Consider the following 24,033-nt stretch of genomic DNA (forward strand, 5'->3'; position numbering starts at 1 on the left):
GCCCGACACGACCAATTTTCGGCGTTCGCGTTAGGCCAGCGAACGAAGCTTCGCCATAGGCCTTTGCCGGAGGCGAATTCCGTCCGCTGGCCGACATTTCCGACAGCGGTGTCAGTAATGACGCCCGTAGACAACGTTGTCGTAATCATGCTGTCTAGTTTGAGACAACGTTGTCGTAGCGCCTTGGCGACGACGACCGCGTCGGGGAAAAGGCCTCGAAACAAGGGGCCCAAGGAAACGCAAACAGGCGCCGATGGCGCCGCTGGGGATCGTGGCGTCCGGCGTTCGCGTCGGCGCGCTCCGAGTCCAGGCAGGACAAAGGGAAAGAGATGCGTAGTCTCCTGTTCGCATCGGCCGCCGTGGCGGCCGTGAGTTTGCACGCGCCTAGCGCGGTGGCTCAGGACGCCGGCGCCGTGAAGCTCGACGAAGTGGTCGTGACCGCTCAACGCCGCAGTGAAAACCTCCAGAAGACCCCGCTCACCGTGTCGGCGGTGACGGGCGACAAGCTGGAGTCGCAAGGCATCAAGACGGTGGTCGACCTGTCGGCGCAGGTGCCGGCGCTGCAGATCAGCTCCAGTGGCTCGGGCGCGGCCGTGGTCTTCCTGCGCGGCATCGGCAGCACCAACGTCACCGAGGTCGGCGACCCGGCGGTCGCCTATCACATGGATGGCATCTACATCGCCCGATCCACGTCGGTGGGGGCGCTGTTCTATGACGTCGATCGCGTCGAGGTTCTGCGTGGTCCTCAGGGCACGCTGTATGGCCGTAACGCCACGGCCGGCGCGATCAACGTGATCACCAAGCAGCCCAAGTTCGACTACGAGGGCAATGGCTCGGTCGATATTGGCAACTACGGCGCCATCACCACCTCGGGCATGGTCAACCTGCCTATCAGCGACACCCTCGCCGTGCGCGCCGCGTTCCAGACCGCGCGCCACGACGGCTACGTGAAAGCGCTGAACAAGGGCCCCGGCACCGGCGGCAACGATCGCTACGACCAGGACGACAAGTCGGCCCGCGTGCAGTTGCTGTGGAAGCCCAGCGACACGTTCTCACTGCGGGTTGGCGCCGACTACCTGCACCAGGGCGGCGCCGGCGGCGGCGACAAGAGCTATGGCGCGGCCCTGTCCAACAGCGATCCGTGGACCTGCAACTGCGCCACCAACCTCTATCGTAACAACAAGTTCTTCGGCGCCCATAGCCAGGCCGACCTGGACCTGGGCTTCGCCACGCTGACCTATCTGACCGGCTACAACTTCTCGCGCCTGGACCGCAGCGGCGAGAACGCAAGCACCGGCGCGCCCAACTACTTCAAGGGCAAGGACACGACGTGGTCGCATGAGCTGCGCCTGGGCGGCGACACCGGCAAGCTCAAGTGGGTCGTGGGGCTGTATCGCTTCACGGAAGACAACAATGTCGACTTCCGGGTGTTGCTGGCGCCCAATTCATACCTGTCGTTCATTCAGCCCGAAGTGACCGCGAAGTCGATCGCCGCCTTCGGCCAGGGCACCTACGAGGTGACGGACCGGTTCCGGATCACGGGCGGCCTGCGCTACACCGAGGACCGCAAGGCGCGTGACGGCGGCACCTTCCTGACCAATTCGGCCGGGGCGATCACCTCGACCGTGATCAAGAACCTGGCCGACGCCAAGTGGAACGCCACCAACTGGAAGCTAGGCGCCGACTTCGACCTGACCAGCAGCTCGATGGTCTACGCCAACGTGGCCACGGGCTATAAGGCCGGCGGCTACTACGACGGGGTCGAGAACAACGTCTACGAGCCCGAGAAAATCACCTCGTACGAAGCCGGCGTGAAGAACCGCTTCTTCGACAACCGCCTGCAGTTGAACGCCACCGGCTTCCTCTACGACTATCGCGACTTCCAGGTCACGGCGGTCGGGACCATCGCCGGGCAGAACGCGTCGGTCACGCTAAACGCCGACAAGGCCCGGGTGTACGGCTTTGAGTTCGAGAGCAATCTGGTCGTCACCGAGCACGATCGCATCGACGCCACCCTGGGCTGGCTGCATGCCCGCTACACCGACTTCGTGCTGCCGTTGGGCGACGCCTTCGCTAACAACAACGCCAACGCCGGCGGCACGGGCTGCTTCAAGACCAACTTCGCCGCCGCCGCGCCGCGGTCGACTGACTTCTCCGGTTGCCGCATGGCCCGCACCCCGACCTGGAGCGTCAACCTCGGCTACCAACACACGTGGGAGATCGCATCGGGCGCCAAGGTCGTGGGCCGCGTCCAGACCCACTATGAGAGCGGCAAGAACCTCGAATACCACGGCTTCGCCCAGAACCGGCAGGACAGCTTCACAAAGACCGACGTTAGCCTGACCTACACCAGCGCCGACGATCGCTGGAACCTGCAGGGCTATGTCCGCAACCTCGAGAATGAAGACGTGCGCACCGCCTCGTCGCCGAACTCGACGACCGGCCTGGCGACCAACGGCAATGGCGAGTTCTACGCCCCGCCGCGCACCTATGGTCTCCGTCTGGGGGTCAATTTCTAAGCTTTCCGATGCCCCTTTGCCCTCGGCGCTCCTGCCCGCCGAGGGCGCTTTTCTTTTGCTTGAGTGTTCCGGAGTTCGATGTGCGCATCCTTAAACGCCTCCTGATCTCGACGGCCCTGGGGGTCGCGACCGGCTCCGCGGCCCTGGCCGCCGACCAGCCCGCGCTGGGCGTGCGGGACGGCAAGGTCATCACGGTCGATGGTCTGCGGTTTCGCGATCTGGACCGTGACGGCAAGCTGTCGCCCTTCGAGGACTGGCGGCTGTCGCCCGGCGCGCGCGCCGCCGATCTCGTTTCGCGCATGACGCTGGAGGAAAAGGCCGGCGAGATGATGCACGGCACCCTGCCGGCCGTGGGCGGCATGGTTCCGGGGCGAGGGCAGGGCTATGACCTCGCCAAGCTGAAGCCGCTGATCCTCGATCGGCACGTCACCACATTCATTACCCGCCTCTCAGGCGATCCGGCGTGGCTGGCCGAGCAGAACAACGCCGTCCAGGCGATCGCCGAGCAGGGAAGGCTGGGCGTGCCGGTCACGATCAGCACCGATCCGCGTCACCATTTCCAGTTCGTGGCCGGCGCCAGCGTCGCGCCAGGCGGCTTCTCGCAATGGCCCGAGGCGACGGGCCTCGCGGCGATCGGCGACGACAAGTTGGTCCGCCGCTTCGGCGACATCGCCCGCCAGGAGTATCGCGCCGTCGGCATCCACCAGGCGCTGTCCCCGATGGCCGATCTCGCGACCGAGCCCCGCTGGTCGCGGATCAGCGGCACGTTCGGCGAGGATCCCGACCTCGCTGGTCGCATGGTCAAGGCCTACGTCCAGGGCTTCCAGGGCGGCGAAACGAACCTCGCGCCAGGCGGCGTCTCGGCTGTGGTCAAGCATTGGGTCGGTTACGGCGCCTCGGCCAAGGGCTTCGACGGTCACAACAGCTATGGCCGCTACGCCGTTTTCCCGGCCGGCCAGTTTGATCTGCACGTCAAGCCGTTCGACCAGGCGTTCGCCGCTGGCGTCGTCGGGGTGATGCCCACCTATGCGATCCTCAAGGATCTCGCCCTGGATGGCCATCCGCTCGAACAGGTCGGGGCAGGATTCTCCAAGCAGTTGTTGAATGATCAACTGCGCGGCAAGCACGGCTTCAAGGGGATCGTCCTGTCCGACTGGGCTATCACCAACGATTGCCCCGAGACCTGCCGCGCCGGCTTTCCCGAAGGCCAGAAGCCGAGTTTCGCGGGCTTCTCGACGGCCTGGGGCGTCGAGGATCTTTCCAAGGTCGACCGCTACGCCAAGGGTGTGAACGCGGGACTCGACCAGTTCGGCGGCGTCGAGGACACGGCCGAGCTCGTCGCGGCGGCGAGGGCCGGCAAGATCCCTTCGGCCCGCATCGACGACGCGGCGCGGCGCGTTCTGGCGATCAAGTTCGAGCAGGGCCTGTTCGAGAACCCCTATGTCGAGGCCAAGGCGGCGGCCACCATCGTCGGCTCCCAGACGTTCGTCGCCGAGGGACGGGCGGCGCAGAGCGCGGCGCTGACGTTGCTGGAGAACAAGAACGGTCTGCTGCCGCTAAAGCCGAGCGGAAAGAAGGTCTGGCTCAAGGGCGTGTCCGCCGACGCCGCTCGCGCCCGCGGCCTCGTTCCGGTCGACGACTTGGCCCAGGCCGAACTGGCGATCATCCGGACGGCGACGCCGTTCCAGACCTTGCACCCCAACTTCGTGTTCGGCGCCATGCAGCATGAGGGCGACCTGTCGTTCAAGGACGGCGCGGCAGACTACGAGGCGATCAAGGCGGCCTCGGCCAAGGTCGCGACCATCGTCGCCGTCTACTTTGATCGGCCAGCGATCCTGACCAATGTGCGGGACAAGGCCGCCGCGCTAATCGGCGACTTCGGGTCCGGCGACGAGGCCTTCCTCGACGCCCTGACCGGCGTCGCTCCGCCGCGCGGCAAGCTGCCATTCGAGCTGCCTTCGTCGATGGCGGCCGTCGAAGCCCAGGCCGAGGACGCGCCGCATGACTCCAAGGCTCCGCTCTATCCGATCCATTTCGGCCTGACCTACTAAGGATGTTACTGGCTCTTTTTAGTAGCGACTGGCGTTTTCAATGATTGCGGCGCGGAGGCTGACTCAATATTCCGCGACTGACTCCAAAATCACGCGAGCAGACTCCAAAATACGCGACTGATCTTTCCGCCCATTTTTTTTGGACTCTAAGCCGAATTTGGGAGGGCCAGCTTCCGAGCAGCCGCGAGATTTTGGCGGCTGAGCGGTGCGGCGCGGCGCGGCGCTCCCAAACGTCCGCGTGAAATGCGCTCGATCTGTACGCCAGCGCGATCTGGCAAAGGCAGGAAGAGCCGCTGGTCATTGGCGCCTGAGCCTGCTCGATCCGGCAGCGCGCGACGAATTTTGAGAAGGTCAAACCGAAAGACTGTCGAAAGCGCCGCGAGAAATAGCTCGGACGAGTCGGGCGCGTTCGGCCGCGCCCCTGATCGAGGGGCGCCCGGCAAGGTTACCGTCGATGTAGTCGCGAACGCGCCCGCCCCGCCGGCTAGTCGCTCCAGAGGAAGCCGCCATGAAGCCCTAGGGGGCCGCCCGACCACGCATGATCTTGGCGCTGCGCGTTGGGCTTCATTTTGGTTCAACCCGCTCGTAGACAACCAGTCGCGAACCCTTCAAAGGCACGATCTTGACTGGGCGATAAGCCCGTTTCAGTTCGGCCTTCACGATGGCCACGACGGCGAAGTTGAAGTCCCGGGGCGTCGGCTCGTGGTCGACGATTACGCTGGGACGCCCGGCAAGGATGCGGCGGACCTCGGTCTCCTGATCGACGCCGACCGCGCCGTGCTCGCGCAGCAGGTTCAGGTGCCCGGCGAACGGGTGGCGCGTGGGCAGGCACGATCCCGTCAGGTGGTACAGCAGTGGGTCGCCGTTCCAGACATAGAGGCAGCCCTTCAGCCGGGGCCGGATGGCGTTGACCATCGCCGTCATCTCGGCCTGATGGCCGCGCTTGAGTTGCGACTTGCGGACGATCACCGCGTTGGCGATCGCGCCCGACAGCACCATCAGCGACGCCGCCACCAGGCCAAAGCGGTACGGGCGATAGGTGAACAGCGGCGCGCAGGTCACCGCCAGGGGCGCGAACAGCGGCAGGGCGTAGTGGTCGAAATAGGTGCCGAAGACGGCGTAGCCGGCGATCGCCGCGCCCAGCCAGGCCAGGGCGAAGCCGAAGGTCGCCGGTCCTCGCTCCCAGCGTTTCCAGGGCTCCAGCAGCGCGGCCAGCATCACCGCGAACAGCGGGATGTGCAGCGCCTTCCAGGCCTTGGCCAGACGCCGCGTCAGCTCCTTGGCCTCCGCCCCTGAGCGGTCGCCGATCGACAGGAAGTTGGCGTAGAGGAAGGCGTCCAGATGGCCGATGGCGGCGTACCAGGCCATGGCCGCCAGGGTGGGCGCCAAGGCCAGTCCGATCCACAGGGCCATGTCGACCGCCAGGCGCGCTGGGCTGCGGCTGGTCCGCCACGAGGCCCACATCAGGGCCAGTCCCATGAACAGGCCCTCGAACACCGCCGTGTACTTGACCTGTAGCGCCAGGCCGATCAGCCCCATGGCGATCGCCCCCTGACGCCGAACGTCCCAGGCGTTGCGTTCGGGTCGCGTTAGCGCGGTCAGGGTCGCCAGCGCCGCTCCGGCCACGAACAGGTTGTAGAATACCGGCGCCTGGCCGCCCGAGCCGCCGACCAGGCCCAGCAGCAGCAGATAGACGATCCCCGCCACGGTCGCGGCGATCCGTCCGGCCATCGGCGCGGCGATCCGGGCCACGACGAAGGCGGTCGCCGCCGCGAACAGGGTGGCGACGACCTGGTACTGCACGATCCCGTCGCCGCCCAGGAGGCGGATCCCCGCGAACAGCACAAAGAGGCCGATCGGCTTGCGGTCCCAGATGTCCACATAGGGCAGAGCCCCGTGCAGCATCCGGTCGCCGACCAGCAGGTAAAAGTTCTCGTCGACATGAATCAGCGGATTGCCAAATTGGGCGCTCCTTATGGCGAAGGCGGCCGCCAGCAGCACCAGGCCGACGGTGATCCAGCGCCGGCGGGCTTTCACCCCCTCGTACTGACGATAGGTCGATGGGCTCATCGGGCTCCGCGTCCCGCCAGGATGGAGAAGAATGAGATGGCCTGGCCCACGGCCGCCTTCGCCGGCCGCCAGGTCAGCTGCTGGACCGCGCGGTAGTTCCAAAAGGCGCCCAGCGCCGCGCCGGACAAGCCGGCCGCGTACCAGGGCGCGCCGACCGCGTGCAGGCCCGCCGCCGCGCCGGCGCTGACCAGCGCCCCGCTTAGGCATGCGGCGTAGAAGCTGAAGAGCCCCTGGACGAGGGCGCGGCCATGCAGGCGCCGATCCCGGAAGGTCAGGCCGTTGTTGAGCGCGAAGTTCCAGCTCATGGCCAGCCAGATCGCCAGGCTTTGGCCCAGCCAGAACGGCGCGTTCAGGGCCTGGGCGCTCGCCAGGGTCAGCATGTGGACCGCAAGGCCGGTCAGGCCCACCACCAGGAACAGGCTCATCCGCGCGGGCAGGGCGCCGCTCGTCCGTTTCTCGACCAGCAGGGCCAGGAGGTCGAAGGCCACCCGCAGGTCCAGCTTGGAATGGCCGCCAGCCCTCTGGCGAAGGGCGGTCGGCGTCTGCAGTACGCGCGGCCGCACGCGGTCGGACGCGACGATGTCGATCAGGATCTTAAAGCCCAGGCCCGAGAGCTTGGGACGGACCCGCTCGTACCACGCGCGGCTCATCATGAAGCAGCCGCTCATCGGATCGGCCAGGCGCAGGCCCAGCAGCAGTCCAGCCAGACGCACGCCGCTCCGGCTGATCCAGTGGCGATAGCCGGCCAAGCCCGAACCGTCGCCGCCCATGTAACGGCTGGCTACGATGACGTCGGCTGGCGCGCGGCTCATTCGATCGGCCATGCGACCCACCAGCCGGGGATCGTGCTGGCCGTCGCCGTCCATGATCGCCAGCAGGTCGCCGCGCGCGACGTCCCACCCGGCGATGGCCGCTGAAGCCAAGCCGCCCGCCCCGTTGCGGCGGATCAGGCGGATGCGGTCATGATGGTTGGCCCGCTCCAGCACCACATGCGCGGTCCGGGAGTCGATGGAGTCGTCCACCACGATGATCTCGAAGGGCGTGCCGTCCAGGTCGGCGATGACATCGTCCAACACCCCGCCGATCGCCTCGTGTTCATCTAGCGTGCAGATCACCACCGAGAGCCTCGGGGTGACGGGCATGGGGGCGCGAAACGGCGCGCCGCGCGCGCCGGTGGCGGGAAGCTCAAACATGGGTCGGTTCCAGATGGGGCGGTCGGCCTCGGCCGCCGCGAAGTCGTGAAGCTCAAAGCCTTGCGGGCGGTGAGCGGCTCCTTCCGTGGGAATGGCCGACGCCCGCCAGGGGAGCGACGACCCCACGACCCTAAACTACAATTATTATATGTCTAGTTATTACTTAATATGGCCGTGGTCCGCTCAGCCGACGAAGTCAGACCAGCCCCATGGGCTGGTCGCCGCGCCCCCAGGCCCGGCGCCTTGGGTGACCGAGGCGGTGGTGAGCAGCACGTAGCCGTCCACCGTCCCATCGCCGTCAGCATCGACCTCGACCTTCTGGTCGCCCTCGGCCGTGAGCGCCGCGCCTGCGTCGGTGCGAGGGGGCACGATCACGACATCGCCCTTACCAGTCATCAGCCGATCGCCTTCGCTCTCTTGGAAGTCGGTGATCGTGCCCAGCAAGGTTCCGGCGTCGCCCAGGGTTGTCGGCGCGACGATCACGAAGGTGTCCGCGCCGGCTCCGCCGTGCGCCGTCGCCTCGCTGGTGAGGAAGATCCAGTCGTCGCCCGCACCGCCGTCCAGCGTGTCGCGACCGCCGCCGCCGACCAGGGTGTCGTCGCCATCGCCGCCCAAAAGGAGCTCGGCGCGCGCGCTTCCGATCAGGAAGTCGTCGCCGTCGCCGCCCTTGATCACCGCCGCCAGGAAAAGCGGAGCCTGGCTTGTCGCCGCATCGGCGGAGGCGCGGGGAAGGTCGGAGGCGGCCGCCTCGGGCGTGATTGTCGCGACCGGGGCCTTCGTCGGTTCGGCCTCATTCGTGTCGTTCGAATTGTCAGCGACAAGTGCCTGGTCTTCGGAGGCGTCGCTACCCGTCGCTGGCGCGTGGTCGGGTTGCGCCTTGCCGGCACCGTCGGATGGCTCGTCGGCGGCCGCCGTGTCCTCGGCGATGGGAGGCTCGTTCCAAGGTGGCGTGATCGACGGGACCTCTTCGCCGGAGAGCAGCGACGCGGCCAGTTTCAGGTGGTCTTCGAGGAACACCGCCACCGCCATCAGGGCCAGCAGGTCCAAACCGTCTTGCGGGCGAGGGAAGGGGACGACCACGCCCATGCGCTCGGGTTCCAGCCGCTTGCCGAACGCCTCGCGCAGCGTGGCGCCCTCGGTTACGAGGTCTTCAGTGACGAAGTGAGCGATGAAGTTGTCCGCCAGGCGCGCGACGTGGACCAGGACCTCGCCGTCGGCGTTGGTCACCGCGCACCAGGGCGCTCCGTCGTCGGTCGCGCCGAACGCGATGTGCAGGTCTTGGTCGCCGCCGAAGACCTTTTCCATCATCGCCTCGAGGCGACCGCGCTCCGATTCGGTCCACTGGCCGATGTTGCGCGAGAACGAGAGGATTGCGCCCATGGTCGAACTTTTCGGGAAGTAGCTTAGGCCGTCGCCCGGCTGGTTCTAGCGTCGTAGTCGAACAGCAAGCGGAAAAGTTCGGGCTCGTAATAGGCCAGCAAGGTGCGTGCGAAGTCCGAAGGATCCAGGCCCAGGGCCTGGGCCCAAGCCTCCTGCGTCTCGATCGGCAAGCGGCCAACGCCGCTCTCCACCTGCGAGACGAAGGTGTAGTAGCGCAACCCAACCCGCTCGGAGAGCTGGGCCTGGGTGAGGCCGGCCGTTTCCCGCGCCGCTTTCAACCAGCGACCCGCCTCTTGGCGAAGAACCTTGGTCTGAGCTGCCTTGGCGGCGTCAGGCGCGGAGCGGGCCATCACGTACCTATCGTAAGCCGGCCACACTTCGCGACCGTGGGTAAGTTATTATGAAACGTTTTTATTTTCAATGCATGGAAACTGATTGCATCACATTGATAGGGGAGTGCGGTGAAGGATTGACTTCAGTTAAAAATAGACCGATTAAAAATTTACTCGTCACCGGTCTGGCTGGAGAGTTCAGAGGTCAGCTTCCCCCCATCCCACCTGGTCCCTGAGCGTCCGGTGACGAGCCCCCAAAGCCCCGCCTTCCGCCCCCCCCCCGGAGGCGCGCCATTACCTCATCGCCCGCCGCCGGCGGGCGATTTCGATGGACTCTTGTCGAAGCCGCCGCGCCTTGGGCCGCTCGGTCGTCGCGCTGCAGTCGGGCGCGATGCTGAGCAGCGGCGCGCGAGGGGCGATCGACTTGCCGGATGCGGTCCGGCCATGGGCGATCTCGAGCAGGGATCTGAAAATCGCGCCTTTTCGATAGAAATCGCCGTTTGTCAGCAGATTTTGCCCCGGTCAACGCCTTTGAAGCCGCCTAGCACTAACGAGGCTTAAAGGAGGCGCACGAGGCGCATGACGGATTTCAGTGAGATCGACCGCAACATCACGACCTCCGCCTATTTCGCGGGCCGTGATTTCCACAAGGATTTCGAGACGCTTCGCAGGGAGGATCCTGTCCACTGGACGGACGGTATCTATGGCAGGCCGTTCTGGTCCATAACCCGTCACGCGGACGTTGTTCAGGTGCTCCACGACGTGGAGACGTTCAGTTCCCGCTTCGGAGGCCACCTGCCGCCCGATCCGGAGGAAGTGTTCAGGGTCGATCAGTACGCTGCGGGCTATAATTCGCTGCCGACCTACACCGACGCCCCGCAGCACATGCAGTATCGCCGCCCGTTCAATCGCCACTTCACCGCGCCCGTCGTCGCCAAGCTGACCACCGGCATCCGGGAGCTTTGCCGCGAGATCGTGGATGAGGTCGCGCCTCTCGGGCGCTGCGACCTAGTGGAGGATATCTCCGCGGAACTGCCGTCGCGCTTCGTCTGCAAGCTCATGGGCGTGCCGCCCGAGGACATGGGCCGCATGCGGCGCTACACAGCCGTCTTTCTCGGCTCGCAAGACCCCGATCACCGCATCGCGGGCATGACGGCGAGCGAAAGCCGGCTGCATGTGCAGAAGGAGATGTTCGACTATCTCCTGGACCTAGCCCGCCAGCGTCGGGTCGACCCGAAGGATGACCTCACCACCTTGATCGCCAAAATGGCGACCGACGGCGCGCCCTGGGACGATCGGGATGTGGGCTGGTGGTGCTGGTCGATGGTCGCGGCCGGGCTTGATACGACCCGCAACGCGTTCTCCATGACCATGAACGCCTTGCTCGAGGATCGGGCGCAGTTCGAGATGCTCCGCGCGGATCGCTCGCTACTCGATCGCGCCGTCGAGGAGGGGCTTCGATACGGGTGCCCGGCCAAGCATCGGCTCAGAGTGGTCGCCCGCGACATCGAGTTTGGCGGCAAGTCGTTGAAGGAAGGCGACTGGGTGGTCACCTGGCTCGTCTCCGCGAACCGGGACGAGGCGGTGTTCGAGAATCCGCAACAATTCGATATCACCCGCCATCCCAATCCGCACGTCACCTTTGGCACCGCGCAAGGCGACCATTTCTGCCTTGGCCGCAACCTTGCCCGGCTCGAAATGAGAACCTTGATAGATGAGGTGCTGACGCGCCTGCCCGACATCGATCTGGATGGGGCGGGAAGCTGGTTGGAATCCACCAACGGCAGCGGCCTCAAGCACATGCCCGTCCGCTTCACGCCAGCGCCCGCCTCGAAGGCCGCGTGATCCCACCGCTGATGGGGCCGGCCGCTGGTGTGGACGCGGCCCCCGGCGTCCCAGCGGCGCGCCGCAGACCTTAGGAATTCCATATGAAAGATCTCAACGGAAAGTCCGCCGTCGTCACCGGCGCTGGCAGCGGCATTGGAAAGGCGATCGCCCAGTCGCTCGCGGCCGAGGGCGTCGCTGTCGCGGTCGCCGACATCGAGCTGGAAAACGCCCAGGCGGTCGCGGCCGAGATCATCGCCTCCGGCGGACGGGCCATCGCGGTTCGGACCGATGTCTCGGACCTGGCCGCCGTCGAGGCGCTCGCCGACGCCGCCTACGAGGCGTTCGGGGACATCCATATCCTCGTCAACAACGCCGGCGTCGCCTTCCGTCCCTTTCGGGCGATATGGGATACGAGCCACGCCGATTTCCAATGGATGGTCGGCGTCAACATCTGGGGCGTGATCCATGGCGTCGAGGTCTTCGTGCCGCGGATGCGCGCGATGCCGGGCGAAAAGCACATCGTCAACACATCGTCGATTTCCACGCTGCTGAAGGTCCCCGGCAATGCGACCTACACCATGACCAAGTTCGCGGTCGACGGGCTTTCGGAGATCATCCGCGAGGAGCTCGAAGCCGACAACATCGGGGTGACGATCCTCTACCCCGGCCACATTATGACGAATGTCTCGAAGAGCGGGAGGCTTCGTTCGCCAGAGGAACAGTCGCGGGACGCGAGCCTCCGCTCCTATGTGAGCTATGCCGAGGAGCGTGGCGAGACGCCGAAGGGCCAACCTTCATCGTCCGCGGGCGGAGCGGTGAACCTGATCGGCGGCGGCGATATCGCCCGGGGCATCGAGGCTTCGGAAGTCGGGCCGATGGTCGTGGCGGCCATCAAGGACAACCGCCTCTACTGCATGACCCATCCGGCGCCGCGCGAGGGGATCGAGTCACGGACCCGCGCGCTGCTGGAAGGATATCGTCCCTAAAGCCGGACATGGGCGAGGATTACCGCCAGTTGCTCGCGACGCGAACCTGACGCAAGAGCAGTGTTCACAATGTGAACATTCCCTCCATAGCGGTTGTTTAGGGGCTCCTTGCGATTTAGGTATTGTTCGAAGGCTCGGTGTTGAAAATCTGGCAATATTCAGAAATCATTGATATTTTGTAGTGTCGGAGGATCTATAATCGAGTTGATTTCAGTTAGATAAAGCCAAGTGCCGGAGACATTACTCGGCGCCGCTCGCGACGCGCCATCAACCACATGTCGAAACCAACCCCGTCGCCCCAGAGGGAGCGCCTTAAGCCATAGAAAATCGGACCGGGTGCTCGGTCGAGCGCCCGGTCCGTGAATGATGTCCACGCAAGGCGTTGCGCTTCAAATGTTGGGCACCGTCTCGGGTACACCATTTAGACTGCGCCGCGACTATCCGACCGCAGCCCAAAATGACGTTCAAGACCCGAAACTATGGAGGCGGCCTTGGAAGGCGAGTTGGGTGGCGCTGCACCGCCGATGATCGGACCTCCCCATCGGCCGGGGGGAGGGGGGCGCCCCCTGTCTACTATGCGTAAGCTGTCGCTGCGGTGATGGCGTCCGCAGCGTGTCGCCAAGGATTTTCCTCAGCCGGCTTACTCCAATCACCAACCCAAGCTTCGTCGCCTCAAGAAAGCTCGGCAGGTCAGTATTCTCCCATTCACTGGCAGGAGGCCCACCGGCCAAGCGCTTTCGGAGAACGCCGATGTAAGCTGCGAAAGTGGCTCGGTCGTACACGTCTGCGTGGGCCACACGGCGCACTGACCACTGTCCCGGTCACTTGAAAGCCCTGGGCGGCGGGTCCGATCAGGCTCGATGTCGCCCTGCGCCTAGCGCGATGAACGTCCGGTTCCTGAGGCGCATAAACGGCAGTAACTGGCGCAGCTCCGCCCAACTCCGGACCGGCCGATAGACCGGATGGGCTCGGATGGCGCCGTTGGGGTCAGGCCGCAATCGACGCCAGCGCCAATGAGCGCTTCCGCCCCCGCCCGTCACTCAAGACCGCGGGGATATTGGCGGCGTCTTTCCCTGATCTGGTCGACGAACCATGCCAGCATGGGGTCGCGACGATGTTTTGGCCATTGCGCGACAATTGGGCTTCGACGCCGGGTAAAAGGCGCGGTGACGACCTTCAGCGGCATCATCGATGCATAATGTTGAAACAGCCACATGCTGCCGGTCGCCACCAGATCGCTGCCGATGACGATAGCGGGCAATGTGGCCTGCGAGCTGGTCTGAACGCAGATACGGCGCGCACGCAGCATCTCGGCGCCAGCCGCGTCGAGCGGAAAGCTCTCCGTCAATTCGCCACGCGCCACGATGTGCCGCGCGGCGCGATACTGGTCTTCGCTCAGGTCATGGCAGTCCCGCAGCGTTGGGTGGCCAGTCCAGATCATGCAGGAGGCTTGGTCGTTCAGGATCGGCAATGTCTCCAGACCGTCGAGCGCGCACTGTTCGGGAAGCAGCAGCAAATCGGCCCCATCATCCAACGCGCGCCTCGGGCGTGCGATATCGAGCGGCAAAATGCTCACGGTCAAGCCGGGGGCGGTCGTGGACAGATTGCGCAGCACCTCCCCAAGCAGCATCTGCTCTATCGCCTCGGACGTGGCGACATGGATGGCGCCGGTGGTGGTCATGGGATCGAAGGCGAGCGAGAAGTTGAAGGCGCCCTCCACTTCGCGCATCACCCGCTGCACTTCGGGACGCAACGCCAGACCAAGGGGCGTGAGCTGCTGCTCGGCGCCCAGGTGGATCACAAGATCGTCCGCGAAATGCTCGCGGAGGCGGCGCAGGGCATGGCTCATAGCCGGCTGACTGAGCCGGACCTCTCGCCCTGCTTCGGTCAGGGACCGCGCGCGCAGGATCGCATCCAGGGGGTAGAGAAGATTCAAATTCAATTTGCGCAGCGGTAGGGCGCCGAGAGGCGGCGCTCGCACCTCTACCTCAGGTTGCTTGGCGTTCATCCCGTGCCTGCCCCTTACCGAATTTGCCAGACCGCTGCTTCCAGCAATCTTCCATATGTAGACTGTAGTTGCTTCTGGCGACCGCTGACCCGTTGTTCGATTGGCGGTTCAATCTTCGCGCGGGCTTCCAATTCACCCCAGACAGCACCACAGCCCATCCATGCGGCTTATGGGGACATGAACACTTCGAATTTGCCAGTCATGGAACGGACACATAGCGTCGTTCTCGACGGTAAATTCCCGCCAGTGCTTGGCTTCCAAGGCGGGGGGGGCGCCGTCGAGCAGGAGGGGGCCGCAGTCGTAGCCGATTTGGAAGCGACTGTTTCGCGCCGAGAGGCGAGTTCGTTTTGTCACAGGGTCTGCGGCTTTAGCGAACGGGCAGTCGCGCCCGTGCGGAGATGGCGCTCGGCCCTGAAAAGGGGGAACTGCGTGATGCATATGACTGCCAAGACCCGCTGTCTGTTAGGCGCCGCAAGCCTCGGCGTTCTGGCGCTGGTAAGCGCCGTCACGCCATCGCCCGCTTCGGCGCAGAGCGCGCAGGCCACGGCCATCGACCTGCCCGCCATGCCGATGGCCGAGGCGCTTCAGGCGATCGCCGCGCGGACGGGCGAGACGATCAATTACGACCCCGACGCCGTCCAGGGACTGACCTCCCGGCCAGTGCGCGGAGCCACGAACGCCCGGCGGGCGGCGGAGGAGGCGATCAAGGGCAGCAGTCTGGCCGTCCTTCCCGGCGCGAAGGCGGGTCTGGTCATCGTCATCGACCCGGTCATCCTCAACGAAATTGTCGTGATCGCGCGTCGCGACGAGGCCGAAACCAGCGCGCTGGTCCGCCAGTCAAGCACCTCCGATCGCAACGGCCTCGGCCTGCGCAACCAGCCGCGCAATACGCAGGTCATCACCGCCAAGACGATCGAGGAACAGCAGGCGCTCAACATCACCGACATCCTGCGCAACGCGGGCGGTGTGTCGGCGCTGGTCAACACCCCCAATAGCGGCGCCAGCTATACGCTCCGCGGCTTCTCGGCGGGCGGTCTGGTCAACGGCCTGACGACGACATCGCAATATGGCGTCAATGCCGGGGCTGATCAGCCGGTCGCCAATATCGAGCGGATCGAAGTCCTGAAGGGCCCCGACGCGCTGCTGGCCGGGTTCGGCAATCTGGGCGGTAACGTCAACGTGGTGACGAAGAAGCCGAGCGCCGAGCGGCGGTTGGCTGTCGGCTTCGATACGGGCTCGTTCGGTCTGGTGCGCGGCGTGATCGACGCCAACGGTGCGATCACCGCCAACAAGAAGCTGTCAGCGCGCGTCATCACCAGCGCGCAGACGATGGACCACAATTACGGCGGCTATACGGGTGACAAGAACTGGCTGTTCGCGCCGACCGTGCGGTACAAGGATCGCCTGACCGATGTTGTGATCGGCGCCAGCATGAACGAAGGCTCCAGCGGCATCGGCGCCTTCACGCTGTTCGACAACAAGACCCGGCGGATCATCGATCGCGACCCCTCGCGGCCTATCTATGCGCCCAACCAGGGTATTCGCATCAACACCACGCGTGTCTACTTCGATGCGACGCGCCAGATCGTGCCGGGTATCGACCTCGTCGTACGCGGTACGCACGACCAGACCCTGCTGAAGCTCCGGGCCGCCAACGTCGGCTACAGCCGTGCGGGCGCTCTGATAGCCGATACCCAAGGTTCGCGGCAGGACGGCTCATCCAGCGCCATCGACAGCTTCCTGCGGATCAAGACGCGGATCGGCGACGGCGTGAAGGCCAGCTTCAACTTTGGCTACAATTACAGCGACGGCGACGGCGCGCAGCAGAGCGGGCTGGTCTATAACCGGGCCACGAACCCGTCGCTCGACGCCAATACGCCCTTGGTCGTCATACCGTGGTCAGCGTTTGGCGATGTGCAGATCCGCAACGGCGGCAAGCAAGAGGGGGTCTATGGTCAGGCTCTAATCGAGTTCTGGAAGATCAAGGTCCTGGGCGGCGTTCGCAAGAACTGGTTCGAAAGCACATCGCAGACGTTTTTCGCGGGCCCGTCGCCATTATTGGTACAGCGCAAGAGTGGCGTATCACCGAGCGGCGGCGTCATCTTCGACGCCACGGACAACCTTTCGATCTTCGCCAATTATGCGCGAGGCGAGCAGGCCACGTTCACGGTCGCCAAGGATGGCTCCATCTTGCCGAACATCATCACCAACAACAAGGAAGCGGGCGTCAAGCTCGACCTCTTCCAAAAGCGCGCGACGATCAATGCGTCCTATTTCGATATCCAGCAGGACAATATCATCGTTCGTGACCCAGCGGATCCGACCAACCTCTTCCCCGGACCGGGGCAGCGCGGGCGGGGCGTCGATCTGAACATCGCCGGGCAGTTGTCGCCGGGATGGACGGTGCTGGCGTCGCTGACGCGCACCAAATATGCGCTGCTGACCACGAATGCCCTTCAGACCGTCGTGGCGAACCAGCCGCGTGACACCTACAGCGTCTATTCGACGTATCGCACGAAGATTTCGGAGGGTGTCAGCGGCGGCGTATCGGCCGGCCTGTATGGGCGGTCGAGCTCGTTCGCCAACCTGCTGGGCCAGTATGTCGTACCGTCGTCGCGGCAGATCGATGCGAATGCTTTCCTTAGTCTGGGGGGCTTCGACATCAATATCGGCGTCCGCAATATCTTCGATCGCCGAAACTACGGGTCGACCTCGATCTTCTCTTACGTGCCGGTCGGAGAGCCGCGCAGCGTGCGCCTCAGCATTTCCAAGCGCTTGTTCTGATCGGGTATCGCAGACCGATGAATCCCCCTGCCGCCAATGTCGAGGAGGCCCGCCGCGAGGCGGGGCTCCGGTCCTCCCAGCCGGGGCGCGAACGCTGGGCCCATGCGTGGCGCTTGAGCACGCGTTATTTCGTGTCGGACGACTGGAAATGGGCGTGGTTCCTGGTGGCGTGCTACTGCGCGATCGAGGTCGGCACGACCTATGCCTTCCTGCTGGCCAATCAGTGGCAGCGCCATTTCTACGATGCGATCGAGCAACGGCAGGGCGGATTGTTCCTGTCGCTGGTCTTCGCCTTCTCAATGGTCATCCTTCTCCAGATCGGGACGGCCTTCGCGCACAATATCGTCGGTTGGACGCTGTCGATGCGGTGGCGCCAATGGCTGACCGAATGGTATCTGGGCCGCTGGTTCGCCCGCGATCGCTTCTATGAGATCGAGCGGTTGCGGATGATCGACAATCCCGACCAGCGCATCGCCGAAGACCTGAAGGAGTTCACGGCGATGGGCTTGGTCTACGGTACGTCGCCGCTCGCCATCGTGATCTCGATACTCTTCAGTCTGGTGCGCGCGATCGTCTTCGCCGCCATATTGCTGCAGACATCCTCGCCGATCAGCATTCCCCTTCTCGGCCATCGCATCCCGCTGCCCGGCGGCGACCTCGTCTGGTTCGCGATCGTCTATGTCCTGTTTGGCACGGTGTTCATCACCTGGATCGGCAAGCCGTTCGTCCGGCGCCGGATGCGCGAGCAGCATTACGAAGCCGATTTCCGCAGCGACCTGCTGCATGTTCGGCGCAACAGCGAACAGATCGCCTTTTCCGGCGCGCAGGGGATCGAACAGGGCGGACTTCGCATCGCCTTCGACAACATCCGGCGCAATTGGTACCGCATGATGCTGGCCAATGCGGGCTTGCAGGTAGGGCAGGGCGTCTATCAGCAGGTCATGGGTATCGTCCCGCTGTTTCTGACCGTGCCGAAATACTTCGCGGGCGCGATCAGCTTCGGTCAGGTCCAGGCCGCGCGCGACGCCTTCGCGCAGTTCGCGGGCAGTCTGTCCTATATCGTCACCGCCTATCCGGGCATCGCCCGCCAGATCGCCAACATCAATCGTCTGAAGGCGCTGGACGATGCGATCGACTATGAGCGGCCGCGTGGCATCGGCTTTACGCCCGGCGGCGCGCCCGAGGGCGTGGCGATCAGCGCGACGGGTCTGATGCTGCGTCGCCCGAATGGCGAGCCTTTGCTGTCGGTCGCCGACTGGACCATCCGCGATGGCGAGCGCTGGGTGATCGAAGGGCCTTCTGGCACGGGCAAGACCACCCTGCTACGGGCCATCGCCGGACTGTGGCCGGATGGCTCGGGCCACGTCGCCATGACCCGGCGCGGTACGGCGATGCTGGTGCCGCAGCGGCTCTACCTGCCGCTCGGCACGCTCAAGAACGCCATCTGCTTCCCCGACCGGGCCGAGAATCACGATGACGCGGCCATAGCGGCGCTGCTGGAGCGGGTCCGGCTCGACGCCCATATCGAGGCCATGCACGAGTCGCGCATGTGGCAGGACGAATTGTCGCCCGGCGAGCAGCAGCGCGTGGCCCTGGCTCGCATTCTGCTCCAGCGTCCGACCTTGCTGGTGCTGGACGAGGCGACGAGCGCGCTCGATGCGGATAACGCCGCGCATTTCTACCAGTCGGTGCTCGACGCCCTGCCCGAGACGACCATCGTCAGCGTGGTGCACAACGATAAGCTGGCCGCATATCACACCGATCGCCTGCGGCTGCATCACGGCCACGCCACCGCCGCCCATATCGAGGTTCAGGCGTGACCAGGTTACTCACTCAGACCGAGACCGACCTGCGCGAGGCCGCCCAACTGGCGGTGGAACTGGCGGGCAGGCGTGGCGCTCGGGCCCGCGCCTCGGTCCATCATAACGCCGTCGCCAGGATCGCGGTGCGCGATGGCGAGGTGGAGATGGCCGAGCGCAGTGGCGGCCAGGGCCTGGGCCTGACCGTGTTTTACGAAGGGCGTCGGGGATCGGCCTCGACCGCCGGGTTCGATCGGGCGGCGGTCGAGCGGGTCGTCGAGGAGGCGATGCTAATCGCCGGGCATGTCCAGCCCGATCCCGACGCCGACATGCCATCCGCCGACGCGCTCGCCTTTTCCGGTCCGGCGCCCTTGCTCTACGCTGACAGTCCCCGTGGCCCGGAGACGCTGCTGGACGCCGCGAACACGATGAACCGCGTCGCCATCGGCGTCGCCTCCGCCGACAGCCGCCTGCGCGCGGGCGAGTCGGTGGCGATGGCGACCGAAGGGCTCTGGGCGCTGGCGACCAGCGACGGCTTCTGCCGTAGCGCGATACGCTCCAATGACGGGCGCTGGACGGTGATGCTGGCGCAGGACGAGGGCGGCGGCATTTCCGACTTCTGCCAATCGCAGGAACGCCAGGTGGACGCCCTGTCGTCCGCCGAACAGCTCGCGAATAACGCCGCCGAACGCGCCCGCGGCGCCCTGGGCGCGCGTTCGGTCGACAGTCGTCGCTGCCCCGTGCTGTTCGAGCCGCGCGTCGCGGCCACCCTGGTCGGCGAGCTGGCGGGCGCGCTGACCGGAACGGCGCAACATCGGCGCATGAGTTTCCTGCCCGATCCGATCGGACGCGGCGTGGCCGCCGCGCACCTTGATCTTCACGAGGACCCGTTCGAGCCGCTGGGTCTGGCCAGTGGCGGCTTCGACAGCGAGGGGATCGCCGGATCGCCGCGCGCCATCCTCCGGTCCGGCGTGGTTGAGGGGCTCTTCCTGTCGAGCTTCACGGGGCGCAAGCTGGGCATGCCTTCGACCGGCAACGCTGACGGCTATTACAATCTGCGGCTGACCAGCACGGCCGAAAGCGGCGATTGGGCCGAGATGCTGCGGATGCTGGGCGCCGGACTGGTCGTCACCCAGTTTCAGGGCGGCAAGACCGATCCCGCCAGCGGCAACTGGACCCAGGCGGTGCGGGGCCTTTGGGTCGAAGACGGGCAGGTGGTCCATGCCGTCACCGACGTGACGCTGGCCGGGACCATGCCCGCGATGCTGAAGGGCATCCGCGCGGTCGGCCGGGATGTGCAGCGGCTGGGCGCGATCCGCACCGGCTCGATCCTGATCGATGACATGCTGGTGGGAGGTAGGGCATGAACGGCGGCGCCCTCGCGATCGACCGCGCGCGCTCGGCGCTGCTTGGCCCGGCCGGACTCGACGAAGCGGCGATCGGCCGCGCGCTGGGGGAACTGGCCGGAGGCGGCGCGGATTTCGCCGACCTCTATTTCGAGGCGACCAGCATGCGCAGCTGGGGGCTCGAGGGCGGACGCGTCACCCAGGGCGGCTTTGTCATGCGCCAGGGCGTCGGCGCGCGCGCGGCCCATGGCGGCCAGGTGAGCTTCGCCCACTCCGCCGATATCCGCGAGGGCGCGCTGCTCGACACCGTGCGCGCGGTGCGGACGCTGGAGCGTCGCGGGGAGACGAGACGACATCCGCAATGTGTCGCGCTGAACCGCCGGGTCGCGGGACATGATCTCTATCACGCGATCGATCCGGTCGCGGTCGAGGACGCCACCGCCTGGATCGCGATCCTGAAACGGATCGACGAACAGGCGCGCGCGCACGATCCGCGCATAGCGCGGGTCGACGCCAATGTCCGCGCGACCGACACGACGGTGCTGGTCGCCGATGCCGACGGTCTGTTGGCTGGCGACGTGCGGCCCATGACCATCCTGTCGATGGTCGTGATCGCCGAGCACAACGGCCGGCGCGGGCGCGGACAGGCGGGTCTGGGCCGGCGCGCCGGCCTGGACGGGTTCGATGCGGCCTCGATCGATGCGATGATCGCGACCGCGACGCGCATGGCGGTCAACAATCTCGACGCCGTGCCCGCGCCGGCCGGCGAAATGCCGGTCGTGCTGGGGCCGGGCTATCCGGGCGTGCTGTTCCACGAGGCGGTGGGCCACGGTCTGGAGGCCGATCACCACCGGAAGCATCTGTCCGCCTTCGACGGCAAGGTCGGCGAACGCATCGCCGCGCCCGGCGTGACGGTGATCGACGATGGCGGCATCGCGGGGCGGCTGGGGTCGCTGGGCATTGACGACGAAGGCGCCGCGCCCGACCGCACCGTGCTGGTCGAGGACGGCGTGCTGACCGGGCTAATGCAGGACCGGCTCAATGCGGGTCTGATGAACGCGCGCTCGACCGGCAACGGCCGCCGCCAATCCTATGCGCATCTGCCGATGCCGCGCATGACCAACACGTTTCTTGCGAACGGCGCGGCCGATCCGGCCGATATCATCGCCTCGATCGACCGCGGCGTCTACGCGACCGAATTCGAAGGCGGACAGGTCGATATCGTCACCGGCCGTTTCAACTTCACCACGATCGAGGCCTGGCTGGTCGAGAAGGGCCGACTTGTCGCGCCCGTGCGCGGCGCGACACTGATCGGCGTTGGCCACGAGGCGCTGCGCCACGTCTCGATGATCGGCAACGACCTGGCGCTCGACAGCGGCATGGCGACCTGCGGCAAGCAGGGTCAATCGCTGCACGTCAGCGTCGGCCAGCCCACGCTGCGCATCGACCGGATGATAGTCGGCGGACAGGCCGGCTGACCCCTATTTCCCCGAAAGGACAAGTATCATGCGTAACGCGACCGAGCAGGATTTCGACGAGATCGTGATGAAGAACGACAAGCCCGTGCTGGTCGACTTCTGGGCGCCCTGGTGCGCGCCGTGCAAGGCGCTGGCCCCAACGCTAGACGAGATGGCCAAGGAATATGCCGACGAGATGGAGATCGTGAAGGTCGATATCGAGGCCAATCCCAAGCTGGCCGAACGGTTCGCGGTCCGCGGCATCCCGCTGCTGATGATCGTGAAGGACGGCGCCGAGACCGGGCGGACCTTCGGCACCATTTCGCGCAGCCGGCTCGACGCCTTTGTCGACGCCCATGTGGGAACGGAATGATGACGATGGTCGCGTTCCACGGCGATGCGGCGCTCAAGGCGCAGGCGATGGAGCGCCTACGGCGCCACATCGCGGCGGACAGCTTCGTCTATTTTCCAGCCTGGGAGAACGGACAGGCCAATGTCATCGGCGCTGTGATGGAAGCCGACGATACGCCGGGCTTCGCCGAGCGGCTGGGATATCCGGTCGCGCTGGCCGAAACGCTGCCGATCCTCGTCAACGGTTTCCGTCCAAAGGCCGAGGCCGAGCGCTTTGCGTGGGCCTGGCTGGAGCGAACGCCCGTCGGAGCCGATCTGACGCGGATCGTCTCGCAGCTGGTGCTGGACCTCCTCGCCAGCGCCGAACTGGCGGCTCTGACCGGAAAGCACCCGGATGTGGAGCGGGGGCGTCTGGCGATCATGGCCTTGCATCGGGCCGCGATCGACGGCGACGAACCCGATCGAAAGACTTGGAAAGCGGCCCGCATGGCCGCCGTCGCCGCGACGGACGCTCTGGGGGAGGCGGCGCTCGATCGTCGGGCGGGGCAGGTTATCGAGGCGGCGGCCTGGCCGGCCTCCATGCGGACCGTCCTGCGTGACACGCTGAACGGGCTGGGAACCTTCGAACTCTATCTCGCCCTGTCGAGGATCGGTTGGACCGACCAAGACGAGAGCCGCGTCTTCCATATCCGCGATCAGGCGGAGAAGGATGGATACAAGGCCGAATTCTCCGGGCTCGACCGCGTGCTGGCGATCCTGGACGCCGATCATCCGGCCCTGGCGGGGCAGTTTCGCCTGCGGCTGGAGCGGATGGAGGCGTCAAACGAGCGGTATCGGTCGATCGGCTGGAAAGCGATCGAGCTGATGGAGCGCGCAGCGGTAGACGCCGCCCCGGTTCCAGCTCAGTAGGGATGAACATAGCATGCCGGAGACGACCGGGCCGCTCGTGCGGCGCAGCAAGATTCTGATCATCGGCTCGGGCCCCGCGGGCTATACCGCCGCCGTCTACGCCGCGCGGGCCGCGTTGGCGCCGATGCTGGTCGAGGGGCCGCAACCGGGCGGGCAGTTGACCATCACCACCGAGGTCGAGAACTGGCCGGGCGACGAGAGCGTGCTCGGTCCCGACCTGATGGCGCGGATGGGCGAGCAGGTGCGCAAGGCCGGCGTCGATGTCGTCGGCGACCTGATCGCCGAGGTCGACCTGACCCGCGCCCCGTTCCTCGCGATCGGCGATGGCGGGGCGCGCTACGCCGCCGACACCATCGTCGTGGCGACGGGAGCATCCGCCCGCTGGCTGGGGCTGGAGAGCGAAACCGAGTATCGCGGGCGCGGCGTGTCGGCCTGCGCGACGTGTGACGGCTTCTTCTATCGCGGTCGGGTCTGCGCGGTCGTCGGCGGCGGCAACACGGCCGTCGAGGAGGCGCTGTACCTCACCAATTTCGCCGAGAAGGTCTATCTCATCCACCGCCGCGACACGCTGCGCGCCGATCGCACCAACCAGGCGAGGCTTCGCGCCAATCCCAAGGTCGAGATGGTCTGGAACTCCGAGGTCGCCGAGGTGCTGGGCGATGGCGGCGGCGTGACCGGCGTGGCGCTGCGCGACACCCGTGACGGCGCCGTGTCGCACCTGGCGGCGCAGGGGCTGTTCGTCGCGATCGGCCACGATCCCGCGACCGCCCTGTTCAAGGGGCAACTGCGAATGGACGACGAGGGCTATATCCTCGTCGCGCCCGGATCGACCGCGACCAGCGTGCCGGGCGTGTTCGCGGCCGGTGACGTGCAGGACAAGCTGTTCCGTCAGGCGGTGACGTCCGCGGGCATGGGCTGCATGGCCGCGCTGGAGGCCGAGCGCTATCTGGCCGGGCGCGACGCGCATGCGATCGCCGCCGAAGGCGGCGATGTCCGCGTGCTGGCCTGACTCACGCCTAAG

Annotated in this window: 16 protein-coding genes; 11 read left to right on the forward strand and 5 right to left on the reverse strand. The window is 66.0% G+C overall.

Translation table 11 applies throughout. The features are described 5' to 3' along the window. Positions 1 to 329 precede the first annotated feature (329 nt). Both J2728_RS09575 and J2728_RS09580 read left to right on the forward strand, forming a co-directional pair. A complete protein-coding gene (locus J2728_RS09575) occupies positions 330 to 2,519 on the forward strand; it encodes a TonB-dependent receptor (protein WP_309998633.1) in 2,190 nt (729 codons plus the stop codon). An 80-nt stretch (positions 2,520 to 2,599) separates the two neighbouring features. Further along, complete coding sequence (locus tag J2728_RS09580) at positions 2,600 to 4,570, forward strand: glycoside hydrolase family 3 protein (protein ID WP_309998634.1); 1,971 nt, start codon at positions 2,600 to 2,602, stop codon at positions 4,568 to 4,570. Between the two features lie 564 nt (positions 4,571 to 5,134). Here the strand turns inward: J2728_RS09580 and J2728_RS09585 are convergent. The 4 genes from J2728_RS09585 to J2728_RS09600 all read right to left on the reverse strand — a co-directional run bounded on the left by J2728_RS09585 (position 5,135) and on the right by J2728_RS09600 (position 9,563). Next, positions 5,135 to 6,640 carry a glycosyltransferase family 39 protein gene (locus J2728_RS09585; RefSeq protein ID WP_309998637.1) on the reverse strand — a complete coding sequence of 502 codons (1,506 nt, stop codon included), beginning with the start codon at positions 6,638 to 6,640 and terminating at the stop codon, positions 5,135 to 5,137. Next, positions 6,637 to 7,833, reverse strand: a complete 1,197-nt coding sequence (locus tag J2728_RS09590) for a glycosyltransferase (protein ID WP_309998638.1) — start codon at positions 7,831 to 7,833, stop codon at positions 6,637 to 6,639. Before J2728_RS09590 ends, J2728_RS09585 begins: the two co-directional genes overlap by 4 nt. Positions 7,834 to 8,016: 183 nt before the next feature. Next, the gene (locus tag J2728_RS09595; protein WP_309998639.1) at positions 8,017 to 9,213 is read right to left on the reverse strand and encodes a calcium-binding protein; all 1,197 of its coding nucleotides are present in this window, start codon (positions 9,211 to 9,213) and stop codon (positions 8,017 to 8,019) included. A 23-nt stretch (positions 9,214 to 9,236) separates the two neighbouring features. Further along, positions 9,237 to 9,563, reverse strand: coding sequence for a helix-turn-helix domain-containing protein (locus J2728_RS09600; protein ID WP_309998640.1), 327 nt, complete (start codon positions 9,561 to 9,563; stop codon positions 9,237 to 9,239). Between the two features lie 561 nt (positions 9,564 to 10,124). Between J2728_RS09600 and J2728_RS09605 the strand changes: the two genes are divergently transcribed. Both J2728_RS09605 and J2728_RS09610 read left to right on the forward strand, forming a co-directional pair. Further along, entirely contained in the window at positions 10,125 to 11,390 is a 1,266-nt protein-coding gene (locus J2728_RS09605; RefSeq protein ID WP_309998641.1) for a cytochrome P450, read from the forward strand. Positions 11,391 to 11,473: 83 nt separating this feature from the next. After that, positions 11,474 to 12,358, forward strand: a complete 885-nt coding sequence (locus tag J2728_RS09610; protein ID WP_309998643.1) for an SDR family NAD(P)-dependent oxidoreductase — start codon at positions 11,474 to 11,476, stop codon at positions 12,356 to 12,358. A gap of 1,036 nt (positions 12,359 to 13,394) precedes the next feature. Here the strand turns inward: J2728_RS09610 and J2728_RS09615 are convergent. Continuing rightward, positions 13,395 to 14,366: a LysR family transcriptional regulator gene (locus tag J2728_RS09615; RefSeq protein ID WP_309998644.1), complete on the reverse strand. Its 972-nt coding sequence runs from the start codon at positions 14,364 to 14,366 to the stop codon at positions 13,395 to 13,397. Between the two features lie 432 nt (positions 14,367 to 14,798). Between J2728_RS09615 and J2728_RS09620 the strand changes: the two genes are divergently transcribed. From J2728_RS09620 to trxB, 7 genes are all read left to right on the forward strand, one after another. Next, complete coding sequence (locus J2728_RS09620; protein WP_309998646.1) at positions 14,799 to 17,150, forward strand: TonB-dependent siderophore receptor; 2,352 nt, start codon at positions 14,799 to 14,801, stop codon at positions 17,148 to 17,150. 113 nt (positions 17,151 to 17,263) lie between these two features. Next, positions 17,264 to 18,970, forward strand: coding sequence for an ABC transporter ATP-binding protein/permease (locus tag J2728_RS09625; protein ID WP_309998648.1), 1,707 nt, complete (start codon positions 17,264 to 17,266; stop codon positions 18,968 to 18,970). Next, on the forward strand, positions 18,967 to 20,316 hold the full coding sequence (locus J2728_RS09630; RefSeq protein WP_309998650.1) for a TldD/PmbA family protein: 1,350 nt from the start codon (positions 18,967 to 18,969) through the stop codon (positions 20,314 to 20,316). Before J2728_RS09625 ends, J2728_RS09630 begins: the two co-directional genes overlap by 4 nt. Continuing rightward, positions 20,313 to 21,773 carry a metallopeptidase TldD-related protein gene (locus J2728_RS09635; RefSeq protein ID WP_309998652.1) on the forward strand — a complete coding sequence of 487 codons (1,461 nt, stop codon included), beginning with the start codon at positions 20,313 to 20,315 and terminating at the stop codon, positions 21,771 to 21,773. The genes J2728_RS09630 and J2728_RS09635 overlap by 4 nt, the downstream gene beginning before the upstream one ends. A gap of 28 nt (positions 21,774 to 21,801) precedes the next feature. After that, the gene (gene trxA / locus J2728_RS09640) at positions 21,802 to 22,125 is read left to right on the forward strand and encodes a thioredoxin (RefSeq protein ID WP_309998654.1); all 324 of its coding nucleotides are present in this window, start codon (positions 21,802 to 21,804) and stop codon (positions 22,123 to 22,125) included. Beyond that, positions 22,122 to 23,012 carry a hypothetical protein gene (locus J2728_RS09645; protein WP_309998656.1) on the forward strand — a complete coding sequence of 297 codons (891 nt, stop codon included), beginning with the start codon at positions 22,122 to 22,124 and terminating at the stop codon, positions 23,010 to 23,012. Before trxA ends, J2728_RS09645 begins: the two co-directional genes overlap by 4 nt. 13 nt (positions 23,013 to 23,025) lie before the next feature. Beyond that, positions 23,026 to 24,021, forward strand: a complete 996-nt coding sequence (gene trxB / locus J2728_RS09650) for a thioredoxin-disulfide reductase (protein ID WP_309998659.1) — start codon at positions 23,026 to 23,028, stop codon at positions 24,019 to 24,021. Positions 24,022 to 24,033 lie beyond the last annotated feature (12 nt).

The organism is Caulobacter segnis (genome assembly GCF_031454995.1).
GTDB classification, from domain to species: Bacteria; Pseudomonadota; Alphaproteobacteria; order Caulobacterales; family Caulobacteraceae; genus Caulobacter; species Caulobacter segnis_E.

Bases quoted from the DNA above. Each gene is read 5' to 3' on its own strand.
- J2728_RS09575 (WP_309998633.1), top strand. From the start codon at position 330: ATGCGTAGTCTCCTGTTCGCATCGGCCGCCGTGGCGGCCGTGAGTTTG.
- J2728_RS09585 (WP_309998637.1), bottom strand. From the start codon at position 6,640: ATGAGCCCATCGACCTATCGTCAGTACGAGGGGGTGAAAGCCCGCCGG.
- J2728_RS09590 (WP_309998638.1), bottom strand. From the start codon at position 7,833: ATGTTTGAGCTTCCCGCCACCGGCGCGCGCGGCGCGCCGTTTCGCGCC.
- J2728_RS09595 (WP_309998639.1), bottom strand. From the start codon at position 9,213: ATGGGCGCAATCCTCTCGTTCTCGCGCAACATCGGCCAGTGGACCGAA.
- J2728_RS09600 (WP_309998640.1), bottom strand. From the start codon at position 9,563: ATGGCCCGCTCCGCGCCTGACGCCGCCAAGGCAGCTCAGACCAAGGTT.
- J2728_RS09605 (WP_309998641.1), top strand. From the start codon at position 10,125: ATGACGGATTTCAGTGAGATCGACCGCAACATCACGACCTCCGCCTAT.
- J2728_RS09610 (WP_309998643.1), top strand. From the start codon at position 11,474: ATGAAAGATCTCAACGGAAAGTCCGCCGTCGTCACCGGCGCTGGCAGC.
- J2728_RS09615 (WP_309998644.1), bottom strand. From the start codon at position 14,366: ATGAACGCCAAGCAACCTGAGGTAGAGGTGCGAGCGCCGCCTCTCGGC.
- J2728_RS09620 (WP_309998646.1), top strand. From the start codon at position 14,799: ATGCATATGACTGCCAAGACCCGCTGTCTGTTAGGCGCCGCAAGCCTC.
- J2728_RS09635 (WP_309998652.1), top strand. From the start codon at position 20,313: ATGAACGGCGGCGCCCTCGCGATCGACCGCGCGCGCTCGGCGCTGCTT.
- trxA (WP_309998654.1), top strand. From the start codon at position 21,802: ATGCGTAACGCGACCGAGCAGGATTTCGACGAGATCGTGATGAAGAAC.
- J2728_RS09645 (WP_309998656.1), top strand. From the start codon at position 22,122: ATGATGACGATGGTCGCGTTCCACGGCGATGCGGCGCTCAAGGCGCAG.
- trxB (WP_309998659.1), top strand. From the start codon at position 23,026: ATGCCGGAGACGACCGGGCCGCTCGTGCGGCGCAGCAAGATTCTGATC.